The organism is Streptomyces griseus, from assembly GCF_001715295.1.
Lineage (GTDB): Bacteria > Actinomycetota > Actinomycetes > Streptomycetales > Streptomycetaceae > Streptomyces > Streptomyces griseus_G.
In genome coordinates this window covers 1,069,899-1,092,325 of sequence record NZ_MDKB01000003.1, presented here as the reverse complement: position 1 = coordinate 1,092,325, position 22,427 = coordinate 1,069,899, and the positions used below count along the sequence as shown (strand labels likewise).

Genomic DNA, 22,427 nt, shown 5'->3' with positions numbered 1-22,427 from the left:
CCGACAGTGCCGGGCACGGGATGTCGGGTCCGGCGGGGTGGTGTCTGCCTAGCGTGGTGGGTGAAAGGGAAGGAGGTCCGGGTGCTGGAGCGGTTGAACCAGGCCATGGAGCACGTCGAGGCGCATCTCCGCGAACCGATCGAGGCGGCCGAACTCGCGCGCATCGCGCTGACGTCGGAGTACCACCTGCGCCGGCTCTTCTCGGCGCTGGCAGGCATTCCGTTGTCGGAGTACATCCGCCGGAGGCGGCTGACCGTGGCGGGCGCCGAGGTGCTCGCCGGTGAGCGGACCTTGCTGGACGTCGCGGTGCGCTACGGCTACGGCTCCGGGGAGGCGTTCGCCCGGGCGTTCCGTGCCATGCACGGCGTCGGTCCGGGGGAGGCCCGCCGGACCGCAGCCGGCCTGCACGCGCAGCCCCGGATGTCCTTCCGCCTTGTCGTCGAAGGGAGTAGCAGCATGCGATACAGGATCGTCGCCAGGGAGGAGTTCCGGGTGGTGGGCAGGAAGGCCAGGGTCCCGCTCGTCCACGAGGGTGCCAACCCGGCGATCGCTGAATTCGTCCGGGGGATCGGCAGGGAGGCGCTCGGGCGCATCGCAGCCCTGTCCGACCAGGAGCCGACGGGGATCGTCGGGGTGAGTGACCAGCTCGATCCGAGTAGGGCGGAGGGCACCGAACTCGACTACTACCACGGTGCGGTGACGACCTCCGAGGCGCCCGAGGACATGGACGTACTCATCGTCCCGGCGGGCACCTGGGCCGTATTCGAAAGTGCCGGCGAGTTCCCCCGGGAGCTCCAGAACCTCTGGCGCGACGTGTACACGCAGTGGTTCCCCTCGAACCCGTACCGAAGCAGACCGGGCCCGGAAATCCTGAGCGTGCGCCTCTCGGACACGGCCGATCGGGCCGACGCCCAGCTGTGGATCCCCGTGGAGGACCTTCCCGGCTCGGTGTGAGGTACGGGACCGAATCGCGGACACTCTGTCCGCTTCCGGCGTCCCCCGCCTCCCGACGGCTCGGTTGTCCGGCCAGGGACGGTGGGGGTGCTGAGTACGGGGGCGCCGTGTTGCCGCCGGAGCTGAGTGCGGGGGCTCAGGACCGGGTCCAAGTCCCGGCGGACGATGGGGAATGCGGAGTTGCCGCGCCGCACCGCCCCGATCCGTCGCCGAACCGCAGGAGCACCCGTGCTCAGCCGCATAGCCGCCGCCGTCGTACCGTCGCTCGGCCGTCTGACGACCTCCGCCGAACCGGACGGTCCCCTGGCCCCCGGCATCCTCGTCGCCAACCACACCTCCCTCGCGGATCCCGGCGTCGTGCTGGCCGCCCTGCACCGGATGGGCGTCGAGCCGGTCGTGCTCGCCGCCGCAGGTCTGTGGCGCGTTCCCCTCCTGGGGCGCCTGCTGGAACGGGAGGGGCACATCCCCGTCCACCGGCGCACGGCCCGCGCGGCCGACGCTCTGACCGGGGCGCTGGCCGCGCTGGACGCGGGCCGTCACGTGCTCATCTACGGCGAGGGCGGCATCCCGGACCGCAGGGACGCCGCCGAAGCCGCTCCCGGAGCGTTCCGCAGCGGTCCCGCCCGCCTCGCGCTGGCCTCCGGCGCTCCGGTGATCCCGGTCGGCCAGGCCGGCGCCCGCCGGATCTCCTCCGGCAGCTGCGGCAAGCAGATAGCGGGGTTTCTCACCGCCCCCGCCCGCCGCCCCCGGCTGCATGTACACGTCGGCACTCCGGTCCGGCTCCCGCCGGACGTCGTCCCCGCGAGCGTGGCCGCCCACCGGGCCGTCACCGCCGCCTGGCGCACCGCTGCGGATCGCCTCGGGGCGCCCGTGGCACCGGCGGCGCACCCGGCGTGACTCCGCACGGTCCGGCAGCGCGGGGCCGTGGGGGTGAGTGCCGGGCCGCACCCGGTCAGGGCGCCTTGAGCAGGTCGCGGAGTCCGGCGATGTAGGTGCGGACGTCCCGTTCGGCGGGCAGGGCCGTGAGCGCGTCGGGCGCGGCGGCCGGGTCGGGGCCTGGCCTGCGGCAGGGGCGGCAGAGGCCGTCGGGGAGCGCCTCGGCGCGTCCGGGTGCCCCGCACGTGGTGCACTCCAGCATCACCCGGTGGACGGACCCGCCCTGCGCGGACGGTGTCGGCGGTGCCGCGGGTGCGTGCGGCGGGATCTTGTCGGCGAGGCGGCGGCGGAGGAAGCCGACCGGGGAGTCGACCTGCGCGGGCAGTCCGGCGGTGAGCGCCCGGGTGAGGTAGTCGGTGCTGACGCCACGTGCGAGCCATTCAGCGGCCCGCGCCTCCAGGACGGCGCAGTCGGCGGCGGAGAGGGCGAGGCGTGCGTCCAGGCGGCCGAGCTGTGCCAGGGCGAGGTAGGCGGGGGAGGGACCGGACGCCACCGCGGCCGGTGCGGGGGCTTCGGTGGGGGCCGGAGCCGGGGCGGCGGCCCGCTGCTGCGGTACGACGGCGGGCATGGGCGTGGGCGTGGGCGGGGGTACGGGAGCGGGCGTGGGTGCGGGCGTTGCCGGACGTACGGGCGTGGCGGCGGGGGCGGGCTCGTCGGCGGACTCCACGGCCCCCGGTGCACACGCGACCGCCCCCGCCTCTGCCCCCGCAGCTTCGCCTTCGGCCCCGGCCACGGCTCCGGCAGCGCGCTCGGCGACCCACGGCGGCGGCGGCGAAGCCGTCCTCCCGGGCCCGGTCCCTCTCCCGGCCCCGGCGGTGGCCGGTCGGGCGACCTCGGCGGCGGCCCACCACTCGTTGTCGCGCGCCGTGCGGGACCAGAAGGTGCGGGAGACCCAGCGGACTTGGCCCAATTCGCCGACGAGGCACCGTACGCGGCGCAGATGACCGGCGGCGGCAAGGGCCTTCAGGGCTGATCCGACCGCCTGCTGGCCGTACAGGGGCAGTTGTCCGGCCAGGCTCTTGACGTCCATGGCGGCGCCCTCGGGAAGGTGGTCGATGAATCCGGCGATGTACCGCTCACGCGTCGGCAGCAGAGCGAAGTCATCTGCCTGACGCGGTAGTTGGGACGGCATGGAGCGCTTGCCGTAGCCGGGCTTGGCCATCGGGTACGGGCGCGAGGATGCGCGTTCGCGCGGGGCGGAGCTAAGGTGCTTGGCAGCCACGAGATCGGTCCTGATCTTGAGGTGAGACCCCGGCCCGGTGCTACTAACACCGCGTCGGGGTCGTTCGGTTCTCGCACCGTAAGCAGTGACGACGCTCCGCCGCAAGTTGGTCACAATTAGTCATACTTGCTGGCCGTGACGGGTGAGGGAGGGCGGGGAGGTTGTCCTTCCTTCCCTTCTTTCCCTACCGGTCAAGAACAGCGCTCGAATCCCGGATCCCGGGTCCCGGCCCTCGGATCCCGAAGCTCGGGCGTCGGGCGGGACCGACGTGACCACGCCCCGAAAGAGTGAACCAACCGTCCCGGAACTCGGGTCCCGGGCTTCGGGCTTCGGGCTTCGGGCATCGGGTTCCGAGACTCGGGAGGCCTCGGCCCGGAACGGGGAGGAGGGGAAGGAACCCTGGCGTCCCCTCGCCTCGGAAGCCGGGCGGGGGAGGACCGTCCGGCAGGTACCGCCCGCGGGGGCCGGACCGATCGGCGGGTGCGGTCGGCGGGTGCGACGGCGCGGTCCGGTCGGTGGGTGCGGCTCGGCGGCGGGTGCGGTCGGCGGGTGCGACGGCGCGGCCCGGTCGGCGGGTACGGCCCGGTCGGTGGGTGCGGGGCGCAGTTCAGTACGCCGGTGGGGTGGGCGCGGCGGGGAGCCGCAGGGCGATGACCGCCATGTCGTCGCGGCCGTCGCTGGGGTGGTGATCGGCCAGCGCGCGGACGAAGTCGTCCAGCGGCAGGTGCACATGGGCGACGGCCAGCTCCGCAAGGGAGGCCAGCCCGCTGTCGATCGGGTGGTCCGGGTGCTCGACGAGCCCGTCCGTGAAGAGGAGGACGGTCGCGTCGGCCGCCAGCGGACGTGTGTGGTCGGGGCGGTCGATGCGCGGGTCGATACCGATCGGGAGGCCGGGTTCCGCCTCCAGGTACTCCGTCCTGCCGTCCGGAGTGACGATCAGCGGAGGTAGGTGGCCGGCGCTGCTCCAGTGCAGCTGCCACCCGTCGGCCGTTCTCTCGAACCGGGCCAGACACGCGGTCGTGATCGGCAGATCGGTGATCTCCGCCACGGTGCGGTCGAGTTGGGCGAGCACCGCGCTCGGCGGCGTCTTACGGTCGTACATCAGGGCCCGCAGCATGTTGCGGGCCTGCGCCATCGCGGCCGCCGCGTGCAGGTCATGGCCCAGCACGTCCCCGATCACGGCGGCGCACGCGGTGTCGGGCAGGACGACGGCGTCGTACCAGTCCCCGCCCAGGGTGGCGGGCTCGACGGCGGGACGGTAGGCGGCGGCCCCCGAGAAGGGGGTGAGGTCCGGCAGTCTCGGCAGCAGCAGGCGCTGGAAGAGTTCGGAGCTGTCCCGCACCCGGCTGAACAGGCGGGCGTTCTCGATGGCCAGCCCGGCCGCACCTGCCAGGGCCCGGACGACCTCCTCGTCCTCCCGGTCGAACGGCCGCCCGTCGTGCCGCTCCGACAGGTACAGGTCTCCGTAGATCTCGCCCCGGACGCTGACCGCCACCCCCAGCAGCGTACGCATCGCCGGATGGCCTGCCGGGAAGCCGACCGACGCCGGGTGGGACGGGATGTCGTCCACGAGGAGGGGTTCCGGATGCTGGATCAGCAGGCCCAGGACGCCGCGCCCGTGGGGGAAGTCGGTGCCCGCGAGCGCCTCCCGCTCCTCCTCCGTCAGCCCGGCGGTGACGAACTGTTCCAGGTGGTCGCCCGAGGCGTGCAGCACGCCGAGCGCCCCGTAGCGCGCGCCCACCAGGTGCATGGCGGTGGTGACGATGCGGTGCAGCACCCGGGGGAGGTCCAGCTCCCCGCTGATGCTCAGCACGGCGTCGAGCAGCCCTTGGAGCCGGCCCGTCGCCCTGGTCGCCGCGTGCAGGCTGTCGGTGATGCCTTCCAGTTGCCGGTCGAGCCCCTCGCCCGGCGCGGTCGCCGCGTGACCGGCCTCGGCAGCCTCCGAGGCCTCCGGAGGTCCGGTGGGCTCGGTCGAACGGGCGGGATCTCCCGGCAGGTCGGGCTCTCCCGACGCGGTGGGCTGCGTCGACTCGCTCGGCTCGTCGTCCGTCATTTCCGTACATCACCCCAATCGTCAGGGGGAAACGGTACGGAAGGCGTCGGCCGCCGCGGGGGTAACACGCTTGCCGGGAAGCCACCGCCTGTCACCGCCCGGCCGGCCGGGAGGCCGGTCGACGCCCGGCGGAAGGGGCCGGGAGGGTGTGTACGGACGTACGCTTTGGGGTGTACGTTCGTACGCATGCCGACGGACCACTTCGCTGACGACCCGCGCACCAACCTGGAACGGATGCTGGCGGGCGATCTGTACATCGCCGACGACCCGGAGATCGCCCGGCGCCAGCAGAACGCCATGCGGCTCGCCGCCCGCTACCAGGCCGCCTACCCCGAGGACCCCGAGGCGGCCAGGCCCCTCCTCGCGGAACTGCTCGACTCCCTCGGCGCGGGCGCCGACGTGCGTCCGCCGCTGTACGTGGACTACGGGAGCAACATCGCCATCGGCGCCCGTACGTTCGTGAACTACAACCTGACCGCGCTGGACGTCGCGCGGATCACCGTCGGCGAGGACTGCCAGATCGGCCCCAACGTCCAACTCCTCACCCCCACGCACCCCGTGGAGCCGGAGCCGCGCCGGGACAAGCTGGAGGCGGCGCTGCCGATCACGATCGGGAACAACGTCTGGCTCGGTGGCGGGGTGATCGTCTGTCCCGGGGTGACGATCGGCGACAACTCCGTCATCGGCGCCGGCGCGGTCGTCACCAAGGACATCCCCGCGAACGTCGTCGCCGTCGGCAACCCCGCCCGGCCCGTCCGCGAGCTCTGACCCGCGCACGATGGCCACCGGACGTACCGACCCCGAGCGGCGCGCACGCATCCTCGCCGCCACCCTCGACCACATCGCCGACGCGGGAGTCGCGGGGGTCTCGCACCGCAAGATCGCCGCCCGGGCGGGTGTGCCCCTCGGCTCGATGACCTACCACTTCACCGGCATGGACGACCTGCTGCACGAGGCCTTCACCGGCTTCGCCGCCCACATCGCGAGCCTCTTCGAGCAGCACCTCGGCGCCGCCACCGACGCGGTCCAGGCGTGCGAAGCGGTCACCGACCTCATCCACACGCTCTCCGAGGGACCCCAACGCGACCTGGTCATCACCCAGGAGCTCTACACCCTCGCCGCGCGCCGCCCCGAGTACCGAGTCCTCACCCAGACCTGGATGCACCGCAGCCGGCACGTGCTCCAGCAGCACTTCGACGCCGACACGGCGCGCCAGCTGGACGCCCTGATCGAGGGGCTGGCCCTGCACCGCTCCCTGGACACCGCCCCCCAGGGCCGTGACCTGACCCTCCTGGCCGTCACCCGCATCACCGGCACCGCCCGGCCGGCCGCCTGACCGCCCGTGGGCCGCGGACCTGACCCCGCGGCCCACGGGCTCATCTCCCACGGCTGCCCGGGCCGGGGACGGACGCCCAGGGAACGGCGGCCCCGCTCAGAGGGGTGCGGGGCGACGGTGCAGACCGTTTCCTGCTGCTGTACCGCCGGACGCGGGCGTGTCCGGCCTGCCGGACAGGGCGCACTCCGCCCAGACGGTCTTGCCCGGGCCGACGCGGTCGCGTACGCCCCAGCGGACGGCGAGCGCGTCCACGAGGACCAGGCCGCGGCCGTGGTCCACGTCGGCGGCCGGTACGCCGAGGACGGGCCGGGCCGGGTGTGTATCGGACACCTCGACACGGACGACGCCCCGGGCATCGTCATAGGTGAGGAGCAGGGCGAAGTCCCGGCCGGGTACCTGACCGTGCAGCACGGCGTTCGCGGCGAGTTCGGCGACGACGATCGTCACCGCGTCATGGTCGTCCGTCCCGCGAGGGTGTCCCCACTCGACGAGCTGCAGCGCGGTGAGCAGGCGCGCGAGACGCGCACCGCGCCGGGTGGCGGAAAAGCGCTGGGCGAACACCCCGGCGGAGGCCGGGGTGGGGGCGGGGGTTCGGGTGTGAGGGGCTGGCATGGGGCCCAGCGTGGCGGGCTGTGCGGGCCCGGCGGCAGACCCGGTACCGATACAGATCAGCTTGTACCGGCTGACGCGCTGGACTGGGCGGGTCACGTTACGTAACCATCGATCAGGACCAGGCGGGGGGAGCAGCCGCCCGGAGGCGCACGGTACGGCAGGGGTGGGCCCCGCGACAGGGGGCCCGGCACAGGGAGAGGCGGCCGCGGATGGCTACGGAGACCGGGGACAGGGCCGGAAGCGGCGGCGGGCACTGCGGTGAGCCGGAGCTGTCGGACAGCCTCAAGACCTTCGGAGCCGTACTCAAGGCGCTGCGGGACGAAGCCCGCCTGACGCAGGAGCAGTTCGCGCCCCTGGTGCAGTACTCGGCGGCGTACATCGCCAAGATCGAGCAGGGCAAGCGATTCCTACCCAGGGACCTGCTGGACCGCTCGGAGGAGGTTCTCGGAGCGGCGGCGGCACGGGTACTCGCGGCGGCGGCCAGGAGCCTGACGCGAAAGGTGGGACTGGCGTCGTGGTTCCTGCAGTGGGCGGCGATCGAGGAGGAGGCGGTCTCGCTCTATGCGTACGAGTGCCGCGTCGTCCCGGGTTTGTTGCAGCCTGAGCCGTACATCAGGGCGGTCTTCAGCAGCCGCCTGCCGCCCTTGACGGACGACCAACTCGAGACGCAGGTGGCTGCAAGGCTGGAACGGCAGCGTCTGCTCACTGACAAGAGGAACACCGCGTTCGGCTTCGTCGTGGAGCAGGCGCTGATCCAACGGGAAACCGGCGGCACGGAAGTCACGCGCGCCCTCATCGACTACATGATGGCGATGGCCTCCCTACGCAACGTGGAGATTCAGCTGATGCCCTTGCGGCAGACGTCGCACGCGGGGCTGGACGGCTCGATGTACCTGGCGGAAACTCCCGAGCATCAGTGGATCGGGTACACCGAGGGCCATGACACGAGTGCGCTCGCCACCCATGGGAAACAGGTCAGTTCCATGCTCCAGCGCTATGGCAAGATGCGCTCGCAGGCCCTCAGTCCCGAGGCGTCCGTCAGCCTGCTCGAGCAACTGCGAGGAGCGTTATGACCACCTCTGAACTCGCCTGGTTCAAGAGCAGCTACAGCGGCACCGGCGGCGACAACTGCGTCGAGGTCGCCAAACGCCATGAGGCGGTGCTGGTCCGGGACTCGAAGGACCCGCAGAGGCATGCGCTGGCTGTCTCGCCCCGTGCGTGGTCCGCGTTCACAGCGCTTGCTGCCGACTCACGCGTCTGACGGGCCGAGCGGCAATTCGGACGCGACTCCGTCCGGGCTCCCCTTCATCGGCGTTTCTGCCTCGGCAGACGGTGTTTCCGCACATTTCCTGAACGTGACGTCGGGCCTGACTACGGATGCCGCCCGCCTCGAGACGCGATCAGTCACTTTCCTCGTAGTTCATGAACCAGTGGGTGTCGCAATAGCGGGCCATCGTGAACGGGTGCTGCGGGTCGATGAGGATGCGGCAGACGAAATCTGCGGCCTGGCAGCGGAAGAGGGTTTCCTCGCCGTCGAAGGATGCGCCTGCAGGTGCTCGGCAGCGCGGTGCCCAAGCGCGACTCTCGGGGCAGTCCACGCCTGACCGCTGAGCAGGCCGTACCCAACCTGACCGGACAGCAGACGTTCCAGACACCCTTTGGCGCCTGCTGATTCCTTTGTCCACTGCCCCGCCACGCAGCTCGCGCGAGGCGGGACGCTTCCTTTCGAAGGTGTTGCGCCACCATGCTGCAAGCTGTCTTCAATGGGCGCGGTGAGTTCGTTCTCATCGCGTTGGTCGCGGTGTTGATTGCGACCTGCTTCGGATATTTCGCAGCGAAAAGGTTCTTGAATCGCCCGTGGGCGTATGCAGGACTTCTTGCTGCCCTGATGGCGGAGTTAATGCTTACCATATTCTTTCCGTCCCAGGGGCACGTGTCGGGTCAGTGTGTCCTTAACCGGAATTACAGTGAACCTTTCGCGACTGAGCAGGGCCTGCTGAATGTGGCGATGTTCCTGCCGATCGGGCTCTTTGGAGTCCTTGCTGTACGGCGAGTATTTCCTGTTTTCCTGGGTGGGGTGCTGCTGTCGGTGGTGACCGAGCTCGGCCAGGCACTGGCCCCATGGGTAGGGCGAAGTTGTGACAGCGGTGATGTGCTGACGAATACGCTGGGTGCGGGAATCGGAGCCTTGGCCGGTTGGGCTCTTGTCCGGACGACGAGAGGTGAGCTTCTCCCTCTACGCACTGCGGCGAAGTCAACTGGTGTGATCTTTGCTACGGGCTTTGTTGCCTGTGCTGTGGTGTGGGGAGCCTGGATCACCCCATTGGCCGTGGACTCCACGAGTCTGCAGATCGCGGGGGGTGACGAGAAGTCTCATGCGCAGCGAGTCCTCGCTGAGGCCTTCGATGACCATTTCAATATCGCAAACGTGCAGCTCCAGCCCGGACAGAACGATGCCCCGGATGTGCTGCTGATCACCACACAGACGGGGTTCGCTGAACTGAGCTGGCCGGACAAGGAACAGCTCACGGTCAACCTGGAAGACCCAAGCCAGCCAGGCCCCGACAGTTTTCCTGTGACAGGCGTCGGAGTCGCACCGAAAACGGCTGACGAAGCGCTCCAGATCGCAACGAAGTACGCGAAGGAACGTTTTCCTTGGGGTCTTGCAGGCTCATACGTGAAATCCTTCCCGGTCGGAGAAGATGCGGAGGTCGGCTGGGTGGTCAGCTGGCGAAGCCGTATCGACGGGGTGCTCATGCCTATGCGTCTAGACGTCGAGATCAACCGAGCCGGCCGTGTCTCTGCGCTGCTGGCACGTCACGCAGAAGACGTGGTCTCGCTTCCTCCGCGACGGGTGAGCGAAAAGCAGGCCGCGGCCGCCGCGTCCGCCTCCGCCGGTGGATCGAAGGCGGAGGTAGGCGATTTGCTGGCCATCCGGCGAGAAGGTGAATGGCGGGCACAATGGGTCATCCCGGTCTCGGCCGGCACCGATGTCTACCACGTCTACGTCGATGCCGAAACAGGACAAGTGGACGAAAGAGCCTCTCTCATCCAAGGCCTACCCACCACACCTACTGAGGCTGAGCTCGTGGTGTCGTAGGGGTGACGGCTGGCCGGGCGACCCGCAGAGGCATGCGCTGACGGTCTCTCCCCACTCCTGGGCGGCTTTCACGGCAGTCGCGGCCGAGTCGCCCGCCTGGACGGCCGAGCAGCGACACGATGACGGAGAGACCGTCATCGTGAGGCTGGAGACATGGAAATCGGCACAGAACGCCGGGAGTGCGGTCCCCTGGCTCACCAGTGGACTGTCGTGCGGGAGCGCAGCGTCCGGGGACTTCGCGGCTGTCGGGTGCTGTGACCCGTTCCGGCGGTCGTGAGCCTGCCCGACCGCCGGGCCGTTGGGCATCAGAGAGTGAAGAAGCCCGGTATCCGACCGTCGGGTGTTCCGATCAGAGTTGCGCGGTCGAGCAGGATGTTGTTGTTCTCGCAGCTCGTCTCGGGAAGCAGCAGGCAGGCATGGCAGGCGGCCATGTTCAGGCTGTCCGCCCCGCTCGACCCTGCTTCCATGCACAGGGGGTCGTTCGAGCACCAGCTCGCTCTGTGCAGGGCAGAGCGGAGGGACGCTTCCAGGCGGTCCGGTTCGCCCTGGGCGACGACGCCGCCGAGGCTGCCGGCGGAGTCGCTGGTAGCCGTGTAGATGAGCACGCCCGCCATGTCCTTCTCGCCGTAGATGCGCTCGCGGAGGGAAGCGGCCGGGTAACCACCGTCCAGACTCCACTCGTTGATCAATATGTGGGCCAGAGCGTGGAGAAGGAGGAAGCGAGGAGTCGCCGGCGAAGGCGGCACCGGCCTGTCCGAATCGCCGGTGCGGGCGGACAACAACTTCTCGTGATGTGTGCGGATCAGTTCGGCCCGAGCGAGCTGCTCCCGTTCCTGCTCCCACGCACCGAGCCGCTCGGGGTCGAGACGGACGAAGACGCCCTCACCGCTCACCTCGAAGGCGGGCAGCCAACTCGGTTTGGCCAGTGAGATGGCGGCTTCGCGTAGTGGGGAGTCCGCAGCGCTGGGTTCCTCCACGCGCCGGAACGACTGCAGTACGCGCACTTCGCGCAGCCGTTTGACCAGCATGACCTGAGTCAGACCCCAGGGGGAGCGCAGGGCGTCGATGGGGTCGGTGGGCGGCTCGCACACGAAGTCCTGTTCCTGCTCGGCGTCCTCCAGGTGCGGCTTGGACAGACTTCGGTACTCACCCTCGTAGATCTCCAGCCGGTAGTTGCGGGTCGGCTCGGGGCTCGTAGCGTCGGAGGTCGATTCCACCATCGGCGCCTCGGCCCTGCGTCTGCGTTCCACCTCGGCCACTACATCGTCCGTGGTGTAGTTCGGATGATGCCGAAGGATCTTGTGCATGCGCACGTACGTGGCGATGTCTGCGGAACTCTCGTTCCTGAAGACTTCGTAGTACGGCGCGACGAGCTTGGTGATGCCCTGACTCCACGGCGGGATGGACAAGGCCGAGTACATTACGGGGAACCACACCGAGGAGGAACCGCGCTGAAGTGTGCGCGGTGGCTCCTGGCAACTCTCGGCGGGCGCGTCCTTGAGCCACGGGCGGCGACCACCGCACCCAATGCCCAGTTCCCGCAGGGCCTGCCGTCGGAACGACCCCTCCAGGGAGACCTCCTGGACCCCGCAGCTGCAACCGATCAACACGGAACGCAGCGATGCGGTGGAGCCGTCGGCCCGGAAGGTCAGTTGACCACCGCAGGACCCGGCTTCCGTCCGGTTTCCCCGGTGGACCCACTTCCAGTAGGGGAAGTCCTCCAGATGGCCGCGCTCGCACGCGATGACGAAGCGGGACGGGACCAACCTATCCTGGCAGGTCGAGCACTCGGCGCGGCCGGCCGGTGAGTTGAACTTCCTGAAGTACTGCAGTTGGTGGCACTGGGGGCAGGAGTACATCTCCGGGAACCGCACGGCCCTCACGCCGTCCCGGGCTCGCTCGGGTTCGGGAGCCGGTGGCATCCGGAAGGTGGATACCCCCAGCTGCCTGGCCAACCGTGGCTCCGAGATGGGGGGCGCGTCGGAGATGTCCCACGAGTCGATACCCCGGACGAGGAAGGACTCGTTCTCCACCGCGATCATGGCACCGACGCCGTACGTCGTGATGAGCTGGGCGCGGCGGATCTCTCCGAGCTTGCGGGCGGTTCGAGCAGGAGTCGACGGGAGACCGCGGCGGCGGGTGCGGGGCGGGACTGGACCCATGGGTCAGCGCTCCTCGAAGAAGGTGGACGAGGCGTCTACGTCACGCAGACTCCAGAGTGTCTTCCACGGCGACGCGTCGGCGGACTCGTCGTCGTAGTTGGCCAACAGTGCGGGCCCGCGAGACCCACGAGAGGCTTCGTACACGAGGTTGGGACGTTCGCGCGCCTCTTGCTGCCACCATGCGACGAACTCCTCGAAGGCCGCAGCGGTGGTACGGAGCTCGTCCGGCTCGACCTCCGCCACCCGTTCGAGCAGAGCCCGACCGACCTCTTCGCGGAGTTCGGTGACGAAGTCATCGATACGGGCCGCCGCTTCGTTGGCCCGTGCGGCAGGAAGCATCAGCCGGGCCAGGGCCACCACGACGGCGTGCAGCCCTCGATCGCGAGCACGGGCGGAGAAAGGAGTCACGCTGGTGGACTCCACCTCGCGGTACAGGGCGGAGTGAAAGTTCTGGAAGTCCTCGTAGTGCGATCGGTCCCGTGACCGTGTGGAGTTGAGCATGATCGCGACGAGACCGGGGTGCTGCCGGCCTACGCGGCTCGTTGCCTGGATGTACTCGGCGGTGGTCTGGGGCTGCCCCATCACCGCCATCAGGCCCAGTCGGTCCACGTCGACACCTACGGAGATCATGTTGGTCGCGAGCAGTACATCCAGCACGTCCGGCATCGGGAGTTCCCGCTCCACCTGCTTGAGTCGACGCGAGATGTCGCTCGAATCCGCCCGGCTGCTCAGCTCGGTGACCGCGTCCGCGTGGCGCACCTTGACCCCGTCCCGTGCGGCCAGGTGGCCCAATCGCTCCTGCACATCGTCCAGTACCTGGAGTTCCGCCGCAGAGAGCAGTCGAAGACTGTTGAAGTAGCCGACCAGAGTCCAGTAGGCGTCCTTCACCTCGGGCGGGGCATCGTGGGTCTGTGCTCGATGGAGCAACGCCGCGTATACCCGGATCAACAGAGTGGCCTGGCTGGTGCTGGACGTGAGCAGCCCTACGTAGCGGCGGGCCGCTTTGCGCTCCCGCGGCGTTTCCACGGAGAACCAGGAATCCCGGGCGTCGAGGCCGCCGGGGGGGAACTGCTCCACGGAGCGGGCGAACAGTTGAGTGCCCTGCTTATCGGCGCGGCGAATGGTCGCGGTCGAGGCGATGACCTTGGGGCTGCAGGCCAGCGTGTCCACAGCCGTCTCGTACAGGCCGGTCAGCGTGCCCAGAGGGCCTGAGATCAGATGGAGTTCGTCCTGGACGATGAGCTCGGGCGGTCGGACACCGTCGACGTCTCGGTTGAACAGGGCGGCCGACGCGGGCCGCCACGGCATCGAGGCGAACTTGTCCACCGTCGCGATGACCAAGGTCGGACGGTGGGCGTAGACGGCCTCGTCGACGAGATGCACGGGCAATCCTCGGTGGAAGTCACAGCTTCCGGACGGGCATCGCACAGTCATGCGCACCGCGTCTTCGTCGACCGCGTAGTCGCGAGGGCGCAACGGTTCCCCGCACCACGGGCAGTTACGCAGTTGGACCGGGTTTTCGGTCTCCAGCTGCAGCGTCTCGTTGCGTACCAGATCAGCCAGCCGACCTTGTGCGACCGCGAGCGTGTTGGGTGTAGCCGAACGTCCGACCCACATGCCGATCGAGATCTCTTCCCGACCGAGGCCTGCCGGATCGGCGGACCGCTGCTTCTCCATGGCGCAGATCAGTGCCGTAGCGCGCTCGAACTGTTGGAGGGTGAGCAGTCGGAGGGTGTACCGCATGAGTACGGTCACACCGGCCCCGTCCTCGCCGTCCCGCAGGCGCCGCAGGAAGGTGGTGAAGGCGATCAGTCCGAGGTAGGCCTCCGTCTTACCACCGCCGGTAGGAAACCACAGGAGGTCGGAAACCTTGCGGTCCTCGTGGTCCGTGGAGACGATCCCGGCCAGACAGAGCAGCATGAAGGAGATCTGGAAGGGACGCCACCGTACCGCCCGGTCATCCGGCTCGCCTGACCTGCCACCTCGGATCCACACGGTGCGGGCCCGTTGTTCCGCCATGGTGAGATTCGCCAGCCGGAACGCACGAAGGATCTCCGGCCGGTCGGTGTCCTCCAGAAGAGCCACGCCTTCACGCATCCGGCCCAGGGCCCGGCGGCAGAGCCGGACCTGATCCGCCGCGGCACGCCCGTGCTCCGTGTCCCGCAGCAGCCGTGTTTGGTCCTCCTGCGATTCGATCCACAGTTCGTATCCGGTCAACAGGTCGCGAAGGGCCGAGACCACCTCGTCGGTCGGGTCGGTGCCCAGCCGGTGCATGGCCAGGGCCCCGTCGGCGATCCCAGGGTTCGAGTCGGTGAGCAACACCTCGTGAGAGGGGACGAACTCGGTCCGGAGAGCGGTCACGGCCGGGGGCTCGGACGAGACGGATCCCACCGGTGGCGGAGTCCAGTCCCACTGGGCCGCGCAGCCGTGACCGGTGGCGAAGCTCGGTGCGTGTCGGTACAGGAGCCGGCTCAGCGCTTGCTCCGAATCGACCGCCCGCGAGGCCGCCGGTCGCACCACGAACGCCGGGCTCTTGCCGTCCTCGGCGGTGACGGTCAGTACCGGCTGGTAGAAGCAGTGCGCATCCCGGAGGTCGTACTGTCCGACCTCAAGACTGTTCACGACCGTGGCAGTCACCGTTACTGTCCTGTCCACCTCCGACCGTGGGCGGACCAGGACGCGCAGCTCAAGACCCGGGTGCAGCACGAAGGGGTCCAACAGGCCCGGCTGCGTGACGTCCACGTCGACCGGGTCGATCCGAAGAACTGAACGCCGCCAGTGCTCCTGCTGGGCCTTCGTGCTGCGTGCCTCCGTCCGCTTCGCCGACACCGGCTTCCCCTCGGCGTCCTCGGGGGCGTAGACAGCGGCGCTCACGGACAAGCGAATCCGCGCGGAGACGCTCGGCTCCACGGCGAACGTCAGACCGATGGACGACGGCATCCGGACATTCGCCAACGAGACGCCGAGATCCCCGGGCCCTTCCTCGACGTCCTGACGGGCTCCGAGAGCGACGGAGTCCAGTCCGTCCCGCTCGGCCTCCAGCTCACCCTGTTCCGACGGACGGCTCGGGGACAGTCTGCCCGGCCCACTCGGGCGCGAGCGAGGGAACAGCACGCCGACCGGGTACATGGTGATCGGCGCGTCGTCCGTGAGAACCTCGTCCGGACCACCGACGGGACCGAGCAGGTCTTGGCGAAGGGCGTCGATGAGCGCATCACGTACCTCGTAATGCGCCTGGTGAGTCGACCCGCTCATCCTTCGTTCCCTTCCTCTGCTTCGTCCGCGTGCCAGTGGAAGCGCCCCAGACCGCACAGTCGGGGCGCGAGCCAGGCCCCGTGCGTGCCCAGGCCCGCGGCTTCGGTCGCCGCGGGAGCGCCCGCGACGCTCTCCACACAGTCGACCCTGAGGCCGGTGATCAACGGTGGCCATCGATCGACCAGAGAGTGTGCGTTGCGGCGCAGCAACCGGTGCAGGTCGGAGCGGAAGCGTTCCGACACCACCGCGATCTGTCGCCCGCCGACCACCACCGCGTACGGTGGCGACTGGTCCGCGGCGACGGGGATGCCGTGCAACAAAACGAGTTCCGCCTCGGCGCCGGCGACGACGTCCGTCAGGAGGTACCGCCAGATATCGGCGGCGTCCTGTCGGATCTCCTCCGTGCCCGGTGGCTGCTCATGGGAGACGTCCGAGCCGATCAACTCTATGCCGTTGCGTGCCCAGCTGCTGCGACCGCCCAGATACCAGCGGTCGATCCTCTTGTCCTTGCGGACGAGCCACGAGTGGGGAGGCTCCAGAACATACAGATCGTCCCGTGCACGGGTCATGGCCACATACAGCAGCCTGGCTTCAGCCGCCGGATCGTAGTCGTACCTCTTCTTCCGGACCTGGGTCGGCTCCCTCAGCACGCGGGGCTCCACGATCAGGACCCGGTCGAACTCCAAGCCCTTGGCCCGATGGACGGTCGAGATCACGAGTGAGGAAGGCTGCGGCGTGGTGAGCTCGTCGGGCAGTCTGCCCTCGGCGAGTGCTCGGTGCAGGGCTACGACATCAAGGGTGCCCCGGCCACTGCCCCGGGCCACCTTGCGCAGCGACCGCCACAGTGCCTCCGGTGTCGCGCCGACAGGGCTCCGGACGTCGGCCAGCAGTTCCCCGAAGCGCTCCCTGCCGAGAGTTGTCGCCTCGGTCGAGGCGAGCATTTGGCTGATCCAGACGGGTGCCGAACGTTCCCGAGCCGAATGCTGCAGTGTGTGAGGGACCCCGGCCTCGGCCAGCACGCCGGACAACGTCAACGCCTGACCGTTGTCACGGCACAGGATCGTGGTCGTGTCGGGGTATTCCCTCAGCGCCGCCTGCACGTACTCGTCCGTGAGGCTGCCGAAGTTCGGTGCGGAGAGCAGGAGAGCGCGCAGGTCACCATGGATGCGTTCCGCCGCGTCTGCCGCACCGCCCTTGTCACGGGGCAACCGCTGCAACTGGGCACCGTAGGGAAGAGCCATTCGGGCAGCATCACTGCGCGCCCTGAAGTTGTCCCCCAGGTGGAGCTCTACGAGATCATCGCCGAAGGTGGCACGCACCCAGTCCAGGAAGCGGTCCGTCTCTGCGGCCCGCTGGTCCGGGTCGGTCACCTGGAACCCGTAGACGGACTGGGCCGAGTCACCCACCACGGTGAAGCCGCTGTTCTCCTGGAACCGGTCGAGCAGGGCCTCGACCATCTCCCGACGGACGCCGACGAGATCCTGTACTTCGTCGATAACCACATGCGCGGGCGTGTAAGTGCCCACCTCGACCGCACCCTTGTCGATCGCCTCGGTGGCCGCCTCGATGCGACCGTCGAAGCTGTACGCGCTCCAGTCGACATCAGGGTACGCACGGTTGAGCAGCGCTGCGGCCCAGGAGTCGAAGGTTTGGACGCGGATGCGCTGGGCGGCGGCGGCATGCCGTTCGATCCGCTCGGTGAGCTCGCGTACGGCGGCCCGGGAGAAACTGAGCACAAGGATCTCCCCGGCCTCCAGTTCCTCGCGCTCCACCAACACGTCGAGCCTGCGTACGAGGGTGTGCGTCTTACCGGCCCCGGCCCCGGCGGTGACCAGTACCCGGGCGTCCCAGGGCTGGTCCACCACGGCTTGCTGTGCGGCGGTGAGCACATGTTCGGTGAGGGGGGCGTTGGTCACTGGTTCCCGTCCCACAGGTACTCGAACTCGGTGAAGGCGAGATTCTCACCGTAGTTGGTGATGTTGTCCCGAACGTTCAGGATCAGGCAGCTCTCCTTGCCGCCGTTCTTCGGGCCGCGCAGACCCCGTCCGATCATCTGCTGGTAGATGTTCGGGCTGTAGGTCGGGCGGGCGACGACCACGGCACGCGTGGCCGGTGCGTCGAAGCCCTGCGTGAGTACGCCGTAGTTCGTCAGGACCTGGATCTTGCCCTTTCGGAAGTCGTCGATCTGCTTCCGGCGTTCGTTGGTGGGGGTGGTCGAGTCGATCGCAGCCGCCTTGATGTCCCGGTCACCGAGCTTGGCGGCGAGCAGTTTGGCGTGTGCCACGGAGGTGGCGAACACCAGAACCGGCCAGTCCGAGGGCATGGCGGCGATCTCGTCGACGATGCGCTGGCTGCGTCCGTGATCCTCGGCAAGCCGCTGTTCGGCTCCCTTGGGCAGGGTGGCGAACTTCTCGGACTGGGCGCGCTCGTCGGCTGTCAGGGCTATGGCCGCACCCGGCAGCTCTCGATGCTTCACCTGGGCAAGGACACCGATCTTCTGCAATTCCCGGATGGCGACGGACAGGTCCCCGTCGAACACGCCGGTGTCCAGGCGATTGCCGAACCGCTGCACCAGCAGACGGGTCAGGTCAGCGTTGTTCTTGTACGGGGTTGCGGTGAGCCCGATCAGGTGCCGCGCGGTACGACGGTGCGTGAGGTCGAGCTGTTCGAGCAGACCGGTGTAGCGCTTGGACATCGCGGTGTGCGCCTCGTCGATGATGACGAGCGAGGCGGTCTCCCGCAGCCAGGCGTAGTCCTCCTCCGCCATGCAACGGTCCAGCTTGGCATCGGTCGCGACGACCAGGTGCGGGCGACCGTCGACAGGGGTGGCCTCGTTGGACGACCAGAGCCGGCTGATCACCAGCGGTTGTTCGGGGCCGACCTTCGACCACACGAACTTCCAACTCTGCACGGCCTGCTCGCACAACTCCTCGGTCTGGGCTGTCCACAGGATCGGTCCCGGCAGGTCCACCCGATCACGGATCCACCGGATCACACCCTCCGCCGTGACACGCGTCTTCCCGGCTCCGGTCGGCAGACTGAGCATGCCGCGCTGAGGCATCGGGTTCTTCAGGAGATTGAGTAGCGCCTGCGCCAGTTCTTCCTGGTACGGGTGCAGGGAGGGGAACTCGGAGGGCCCGTCGACCTCCAGCCGGGGGTCCAACGAGGGCACCTGGGCGCCGGCGAAGGAGTCCGGGAACCCGAGATCGGTGACGAAGCGCAGCGCCTTCGAGCTCCCACTGAAGGACGTCGGGGCGCGGGTGGGGAAGTCCAGCGCGAGGTCCCGGGAGTGGACCCGGAGGATCGCCTCGCCGTGTGCGTTGAAGGCCATCTCCGCGATGCGCCGTGAGCCCGGCTCGGCCCCCTGCTCGTGAATCTCGCTCTCCATCAGGCCGGGGGGGAGCTCGCCGCGCAACGCCTCTTCGCCGATCAACAGATCGATCTTGTCGATGATGCTTTCGGCTTCCCGCACGGCCTTCAGTCGGGCCTGGAGGGTCTGATCGTGTTCCTGCTTCTCCTGAAGAGCGAGAGCCTGGCTGCAGCCCGCAACCCCGAAGCCCCACTTGAACTCCTTGTCGGCGGCCTGCAGGACCTGCAGACGATCCAGGGAATCCAGGACGAGAAGCGTCTGGCCCTTCTTCGCGAAGGGGAGCGGCTTGCGGTCGCTGCCCCTGGGAGTACGGATCACCTGAGCGATCTCGGAGCAGCGCTGGATCTTGTGGCTACTGCCGGCCTGGCCAAGTCGTGCCTTGACTGTCGGGAACTCTTCGAAGAGCGACGACGCCCGCCCGGTCTTGACGAGTTCGATCTCCCTGCTGATGACGTCCGAGACCTTGAGCATGCCCCAGTCCTCGATCATCGCCTTCGCCGCATCGGCGTCCGCCCTGTCGGCGACGAGGAGCGCGGGGAGTCGCTCACGGACGAGCTCCGCGAACTCCACCGGGTTCGTCGCGACAGCGATCTCGTTGTCCGGACGCCCTTCCCAGGAGGACCCCACCCGGCAGCGGGTGGGCACGTCCTCGGGGAACTCGAAGCCGACGCGGAGCAACTGGGCGTACGCACGACCGATGAACTCGTCGTCCTCGCTCACGAGCAGAAGGTCCAGCAGCTTGCTCCAACGCCGGAGAGGCACTTCGTCGGTACTGGTGGGCATGCCGAGCCTTCGCGCCGTCTCCTCCGGGATCTCGGCGACGGGGAGCACGGAACGAAATGACTTGAGCTGCGGGCCGACGGCTTCGGGCACGCGGGTCAAGCCCATGGAGGTCTTCACGAGACCGTGCTTGTGGATCACCCAGCGGAGTGGGGACACGACGGCCTTGCGCGTGCCGGCGGCGGATCCGTACTGCATCTGCCAGTTCTGCGATATGTCGGACGGGGGCAGAGCCGACACGAAGGCGGCGCGACCCTCCTCGGACAGGACGGGCAACAGATGCAGTGGTCCCAGGGTCGCGGCGCCCTCGACCGTGAGACGGGAGATGCTGGGGCGCGGGGCGGTGCTTGCCAGGGTGCGCAGGTGCCGATCGTGAACGGCCTGTCGGTAGTCCTGGAACCAGACATCGTCGTGGGGGCGGTACCCGCCCGTGGGGCGGTCGAACAGCCCGAGGTCACGGAAGACCGCCTTGTCGCTCTCGTGGAACGTCAGGTCGACCGCGATGGCCTTGTCACGACTTCCGTCGGCGGGCACCACCGGACCGGGCAGGAGACAGTCGCGCATCGGACGGTACCGCCCGTCCAGGGTGCGGACGCGCAGCGTCTCCCGCGGCTTCGCTACTTTGGAACGGATCCGATCGACTTGCATGCTGCCCCCGGCGCTCCGCAGGAGAACCCAGAAGTTCGCCCACGCGCCGGCGTCGTAGTTGTCGAAACCCTGGTCGAGGACGCCCTCGAACCGCCCCTGCGCGTCGGCGACCCTGATGCCGATGTTGTGCAGGTGCCGGGCCATCTCGGGACGTCCGGAGATCGACGGATGGATGTAGACCATGTCGTCGCGGAGCGTGTCGGCCGAAGTCCGGTGAAAGATCTCGCCCGCCACGGGTGCGACCATCCCGTGCTCCTCGGTGAGGACGATCCGGGCTTTACGGGCCTCGGCAGTCAGGTCGGAATCCCCACGTAGCCGTCCTGCCTGGTCTTTGAGAACCATGAGGGAGAGGATTTCGATGGCGTGGGCGGAAGCCTCCGCGGAGCCGTCGGAGACGAGAGCCTCGAGCCAGTCCTTGGCGTTCTCGGGCGTCTTCCCCGCAGCATCCAGGATCTGCTTCATCTTGCCGCGGCGGAGGGCGTTGTCCGAGGCGTCGACGGACGGGTGCACCCAGTTGGTGGGTCGGCCGCTGTACTCCGACCAGATCTGGACCCATTCCTTGTCGAGGCCGGACGGTGTGATGAGTAGATCGCGAGGAACCTGGAGCTTGCCGTCCTGGTCAGGCAGCGAGGGGCGTTCGGCAGCGATCTCCCACACCCGCCGGAGGAAGTAGTCGTCGGCCCAGTTGAGCTTCTCCTTGCTGCGGCCGGGCAGCAGCGGAAGGTAGGCGGCGGGGTCTTCGGCAGGCACGAGATCGGGCAGAGTGTCGATCACCAACTGGGCAGCCACTTGCAGCAGTTCCCGGTTGAAGGGGCTGCCGTCGAGAAGGTGCTGACGGTCCTCGTTGGTCTTCCACGGGGCGTTCAGGATGCCGGTCAGGGACACCTCGTACTTGGTGGGGAAGAACGCCCAGAACGAGCCCCTGCCGACAGGCGCCGTGTACAGCCCGCTTCGGACGGTGTACTCGGGCACCGCCCAGGAGATTTCGAGCACCGGCCGGCCGTGCAGCTCACCCGCGCTCTCCGCTGCCTCGCCGGCGGGGGAGTAGGTGGCCGAGAACACCTTCCACTGCTCGATCGTCTGCTTGGCACCGCGTGCGACTTCCTTGAGGGTGCGGTGGCTGCCCTTGTGCTCGATCGAGATCTCCCTGCGCGCGGGCGGCATGGAGCGCTCGTCGTGCAGAAGGACCTGGCCGACATGGGAGGAGAACAGCTGGAAGTGGGCGGGGAAGGCGTCCGTCACCCGCCCGTCGCGGCTCCTGTGGCCGCTGATGTCGCGCCCGAGGCGTTCGGCGGCGCCGGGCTTCAGGGGCAGACGGACCACCGTGGTCGCCCAGCGCAGGAGTTTGTCCAGCACATCGTCGTCGGCACGTTCCTGCTCGACGTCGAGGGGGCGAGCCATGCGCAGTACGGGAGTGTCCATACCGATGTCACCCTGCCTACCGAGCGCTCGGGCGATCTCGGCGGCGGACCAGTCCCGGTCGAAGCCGAACCCGAAGCCACCTCCGTCGCTGAAGAACTGGGGTGAGTCGCACACGGAGAGCACGGACTTGACGCCGACGCCGAAGCGGCCGATCTGTCCGCCACGCTTGCGGGAGACACTCATACGCAGGATCGTCTCGGCTCCCTCCGGTGTGACCGGGGTGCCCTCGTTGGCGCAGTAGAGGTGATCATCCGTGAGTACGACGTGCAGCTTGCCGCCGGGCTTCGCCGCGATCTCGTCCGCCGCGTTCTGGACGAGTTCGAGCAACTGGCGTTCGCCGTAGCCGCCCTGGGTGATGCGACGTTCGCCGTTGGCGTGCTCCTGCACCAGTCCCGGGTCGACCTGATAGGTCTTCAGGACGGTGGCGGACTGCCGGATCACGGTGTCGATCACGGGCGGGAGTGAAGGGTCGGCGAACTGCCGGTCGACCATGAGGCACCTGTCTCGAATGAGAGGAACAAACCGAGGACGCGCGGGGGGAGACGGGGTGCCGGCGCAGGCGCGGGCACCCCGGTGA

The 22,427-nt window shown here is 68.9% G+C and carries 14 protein-coding genes; 7 read left to right on the top strand and 7 right to left on the bottom strand.

Annotated elements, in window-relative coordinates:
• Positions 1-81 precede the first annotated feature (81 nt).
• On the top strand, positions 82-954 hold the full coding sequence (locus tag BA175_RS20955) for an AraC family transcriptional regulator (protein ID WP_069172957.1): 873 nt from the start codon (positions 82-84) through the stop codon (positions 952-954).
• 228 nt (positions 955-1,182) lie between these two features.
• The gene (locus tag BA175_RS20950; protein WP_069172956.1) at positions 1,183-1,851 is read left to right on the top strand and encodes a lysophospholipid acyltransferase family protein; all 669 of its coding nucleotides are present in this window, start codon (positions 1,183-1,185) and stop codon (positions 1,849-1,851) included.
• Positions 1,852-1,906: 55 nt separating this feature from the next.
• On the opposite strand, the gene BA175_RS20945 is transcribed toward BA175_RS20950, so the two are convergent.
• Entirely contained in the window at positions 1,907-3,112 is a 1,206-nt protein-coding gene (locus tag BA175_RS20945; protein WP_254667925.1) for a MarR family transcriptional regulator, read from the bottom strand.
• 607 nt (positions 3,113-3,719) lie between these two features.
• On the bottom strand, positions 3,720-5,165 hold the full coding sequence (locus tag BA175_RS20940) for a PP2C family protein-serine/threonine phosphatase (RefSeq protein ID WP_079159703.1): 1,446 nt from the start codon (positions 5,163-5,165) through the stop codon (positions 3,720-3,722).
• Between the two features lie 186 nt (positions 5,166-5,351).
• Between BA175_RS20940 and BA175_RS20935 the strand changes: the two genes are divergently transcribed.
• Positions 5,352-5,933: a sugar O-acetyltransferase gene (locus tag BA175_RS20935; RefSeq protein WP_069172954.1), complete on the top strand. Its 582-nt coding sequence runs from the start codon at positions 5,352-5,354 to the stop codon at positions 5,931-5,933.
• A gap of 10 nt (positions 5,934-5,943) precedes the next feature.
• Positions 5,944-6,501, top strand: a complete 558-nt coding sequence (locus BA175_RS20930) for a TetR/AcrR family transcriptional regulator (RefSeq protein WP_069172953.1) — start codon at positions 5,944-5,946, stop codon at positions 6,499-6,501.
• Positions 6,502-6,597: 96 nt separating this feature from the next.
• On the opposite strand, the gene BA175_RS20925 is transcribed toward BA175_RS20930, so the two are convergent.
• Positions 6,598-7,113, bottom strand: coding sequence for an ATP-binding protein (locus tag BA175_RS20925; protein ID WP_079159723.1), 516 nt, complete (start codon positions 7,111-7,113; stop codon positions 6,598-6,600).
• 209 nt (positions 7,114-7,322) lie between these two features.
• On the opposite strand from BA175_RS20925, the gene BA175_RS20920 reads away from it, so the two are divergent.
• The 3 genes from BA175_RS20920 (at position 7,323) to BA175_RS29865 (ending at position 10,213) form a co-directional block, all read left to right on the top strand.
• On the top strand, positions 7,323-8,186 hold the full coding sequence (locus BA175_RS20920) for a helix-turn-helix domain-containing protein (RefSeq protein WP_069172952.1): 864 nt from the start codon (positions 7,323-7,325) through the stop codon (positions 8,184-8,186).
• Positions 8,183-8,374 (top strand): DUF397 domain-containing protein, encoded by a 192-nt coding sequence (locus BA175_RS20915; RefSeq protein ID WP_069172951.1) that lies wholly within the window; start codon positions 8,183-8,185, stop codon positions 8,372-8,374. The genes BA175_RS20920 and BA175_RS20915 overlap by 4 nt, the downstream gene beginning before the upstream one ends.
• A gap of 483 nt (positions 8,375-8,857) precedes the next feature.
• A complete protein-coding gene (locus BA175_RS29865) occupies positions 8,858-10,213 on the top strand; it encodes a VanZ family protein (RefSeq protein ID WP_079159701.1) in 1,356 nt (451 codons plus the stop codon).
• Between the two features lie 305 nt (positions 10,214-10,518).
• Here the strand turns inward: BA175_RS29865 and drmB are convergent, their stop codons facing one another.
• From drmB to BA175_RS20895, 4 genes are read right to left on the bottom strand one after another with little or no spacing between them, the layout of a single operon-like run.
• The gene (gene drmB, locus BA175_RS20910; protein ID WP_069172950.1) at positions 10,519-12,375 is read right to left on the bottom strand and encodes a DUF1998 domain-containing protein; all 1,857 of its coding nucleotides are present in this window, start codon (positions 12,373-12,375) and stop codon (positions 10,519-10,521) included.
• Positions 12,376-12,378: 3 nt separating this feature from the next.
• Entirely contained in the window at positions 12,379-15,630 is a 3,252-nt protein-coding gene (locus tag BA175_RS20905) for a helicase-related protein (RefSeq protein WP_069172949.1), read from the bottom strand.
• Entirely contained in the window at positions 15,627-17,546 is a 1,920-nt protein-coding gene (locus tag BA175_RS20900; RefSeq protein ID WP_069172948.1) for a UvrD-helicase domain-containing protein, read from the bottom strand. The genes BA175_RS20905 and BA175_RS20900 overlap by 4 nt, the downstream gene beginning before the upstream one ends.
• Positions 17,543-22,342, bottom strand: coding sequence for a DEAD/DEAH box helicase (locus BA175_RS20895; RefSeq protein ID WP_069172947.1), 4,800 nt, complete (start codon positions 22,340-22,342; stop codon positions 17,543-17,545). Before BA175_RS20895 ends, BA175_RS20900 begins: the two co-directional genes overlap by 4 nt.
• Between the last annotated feature and the right edge of the window lie 85 nt (positions 22,343-22,427).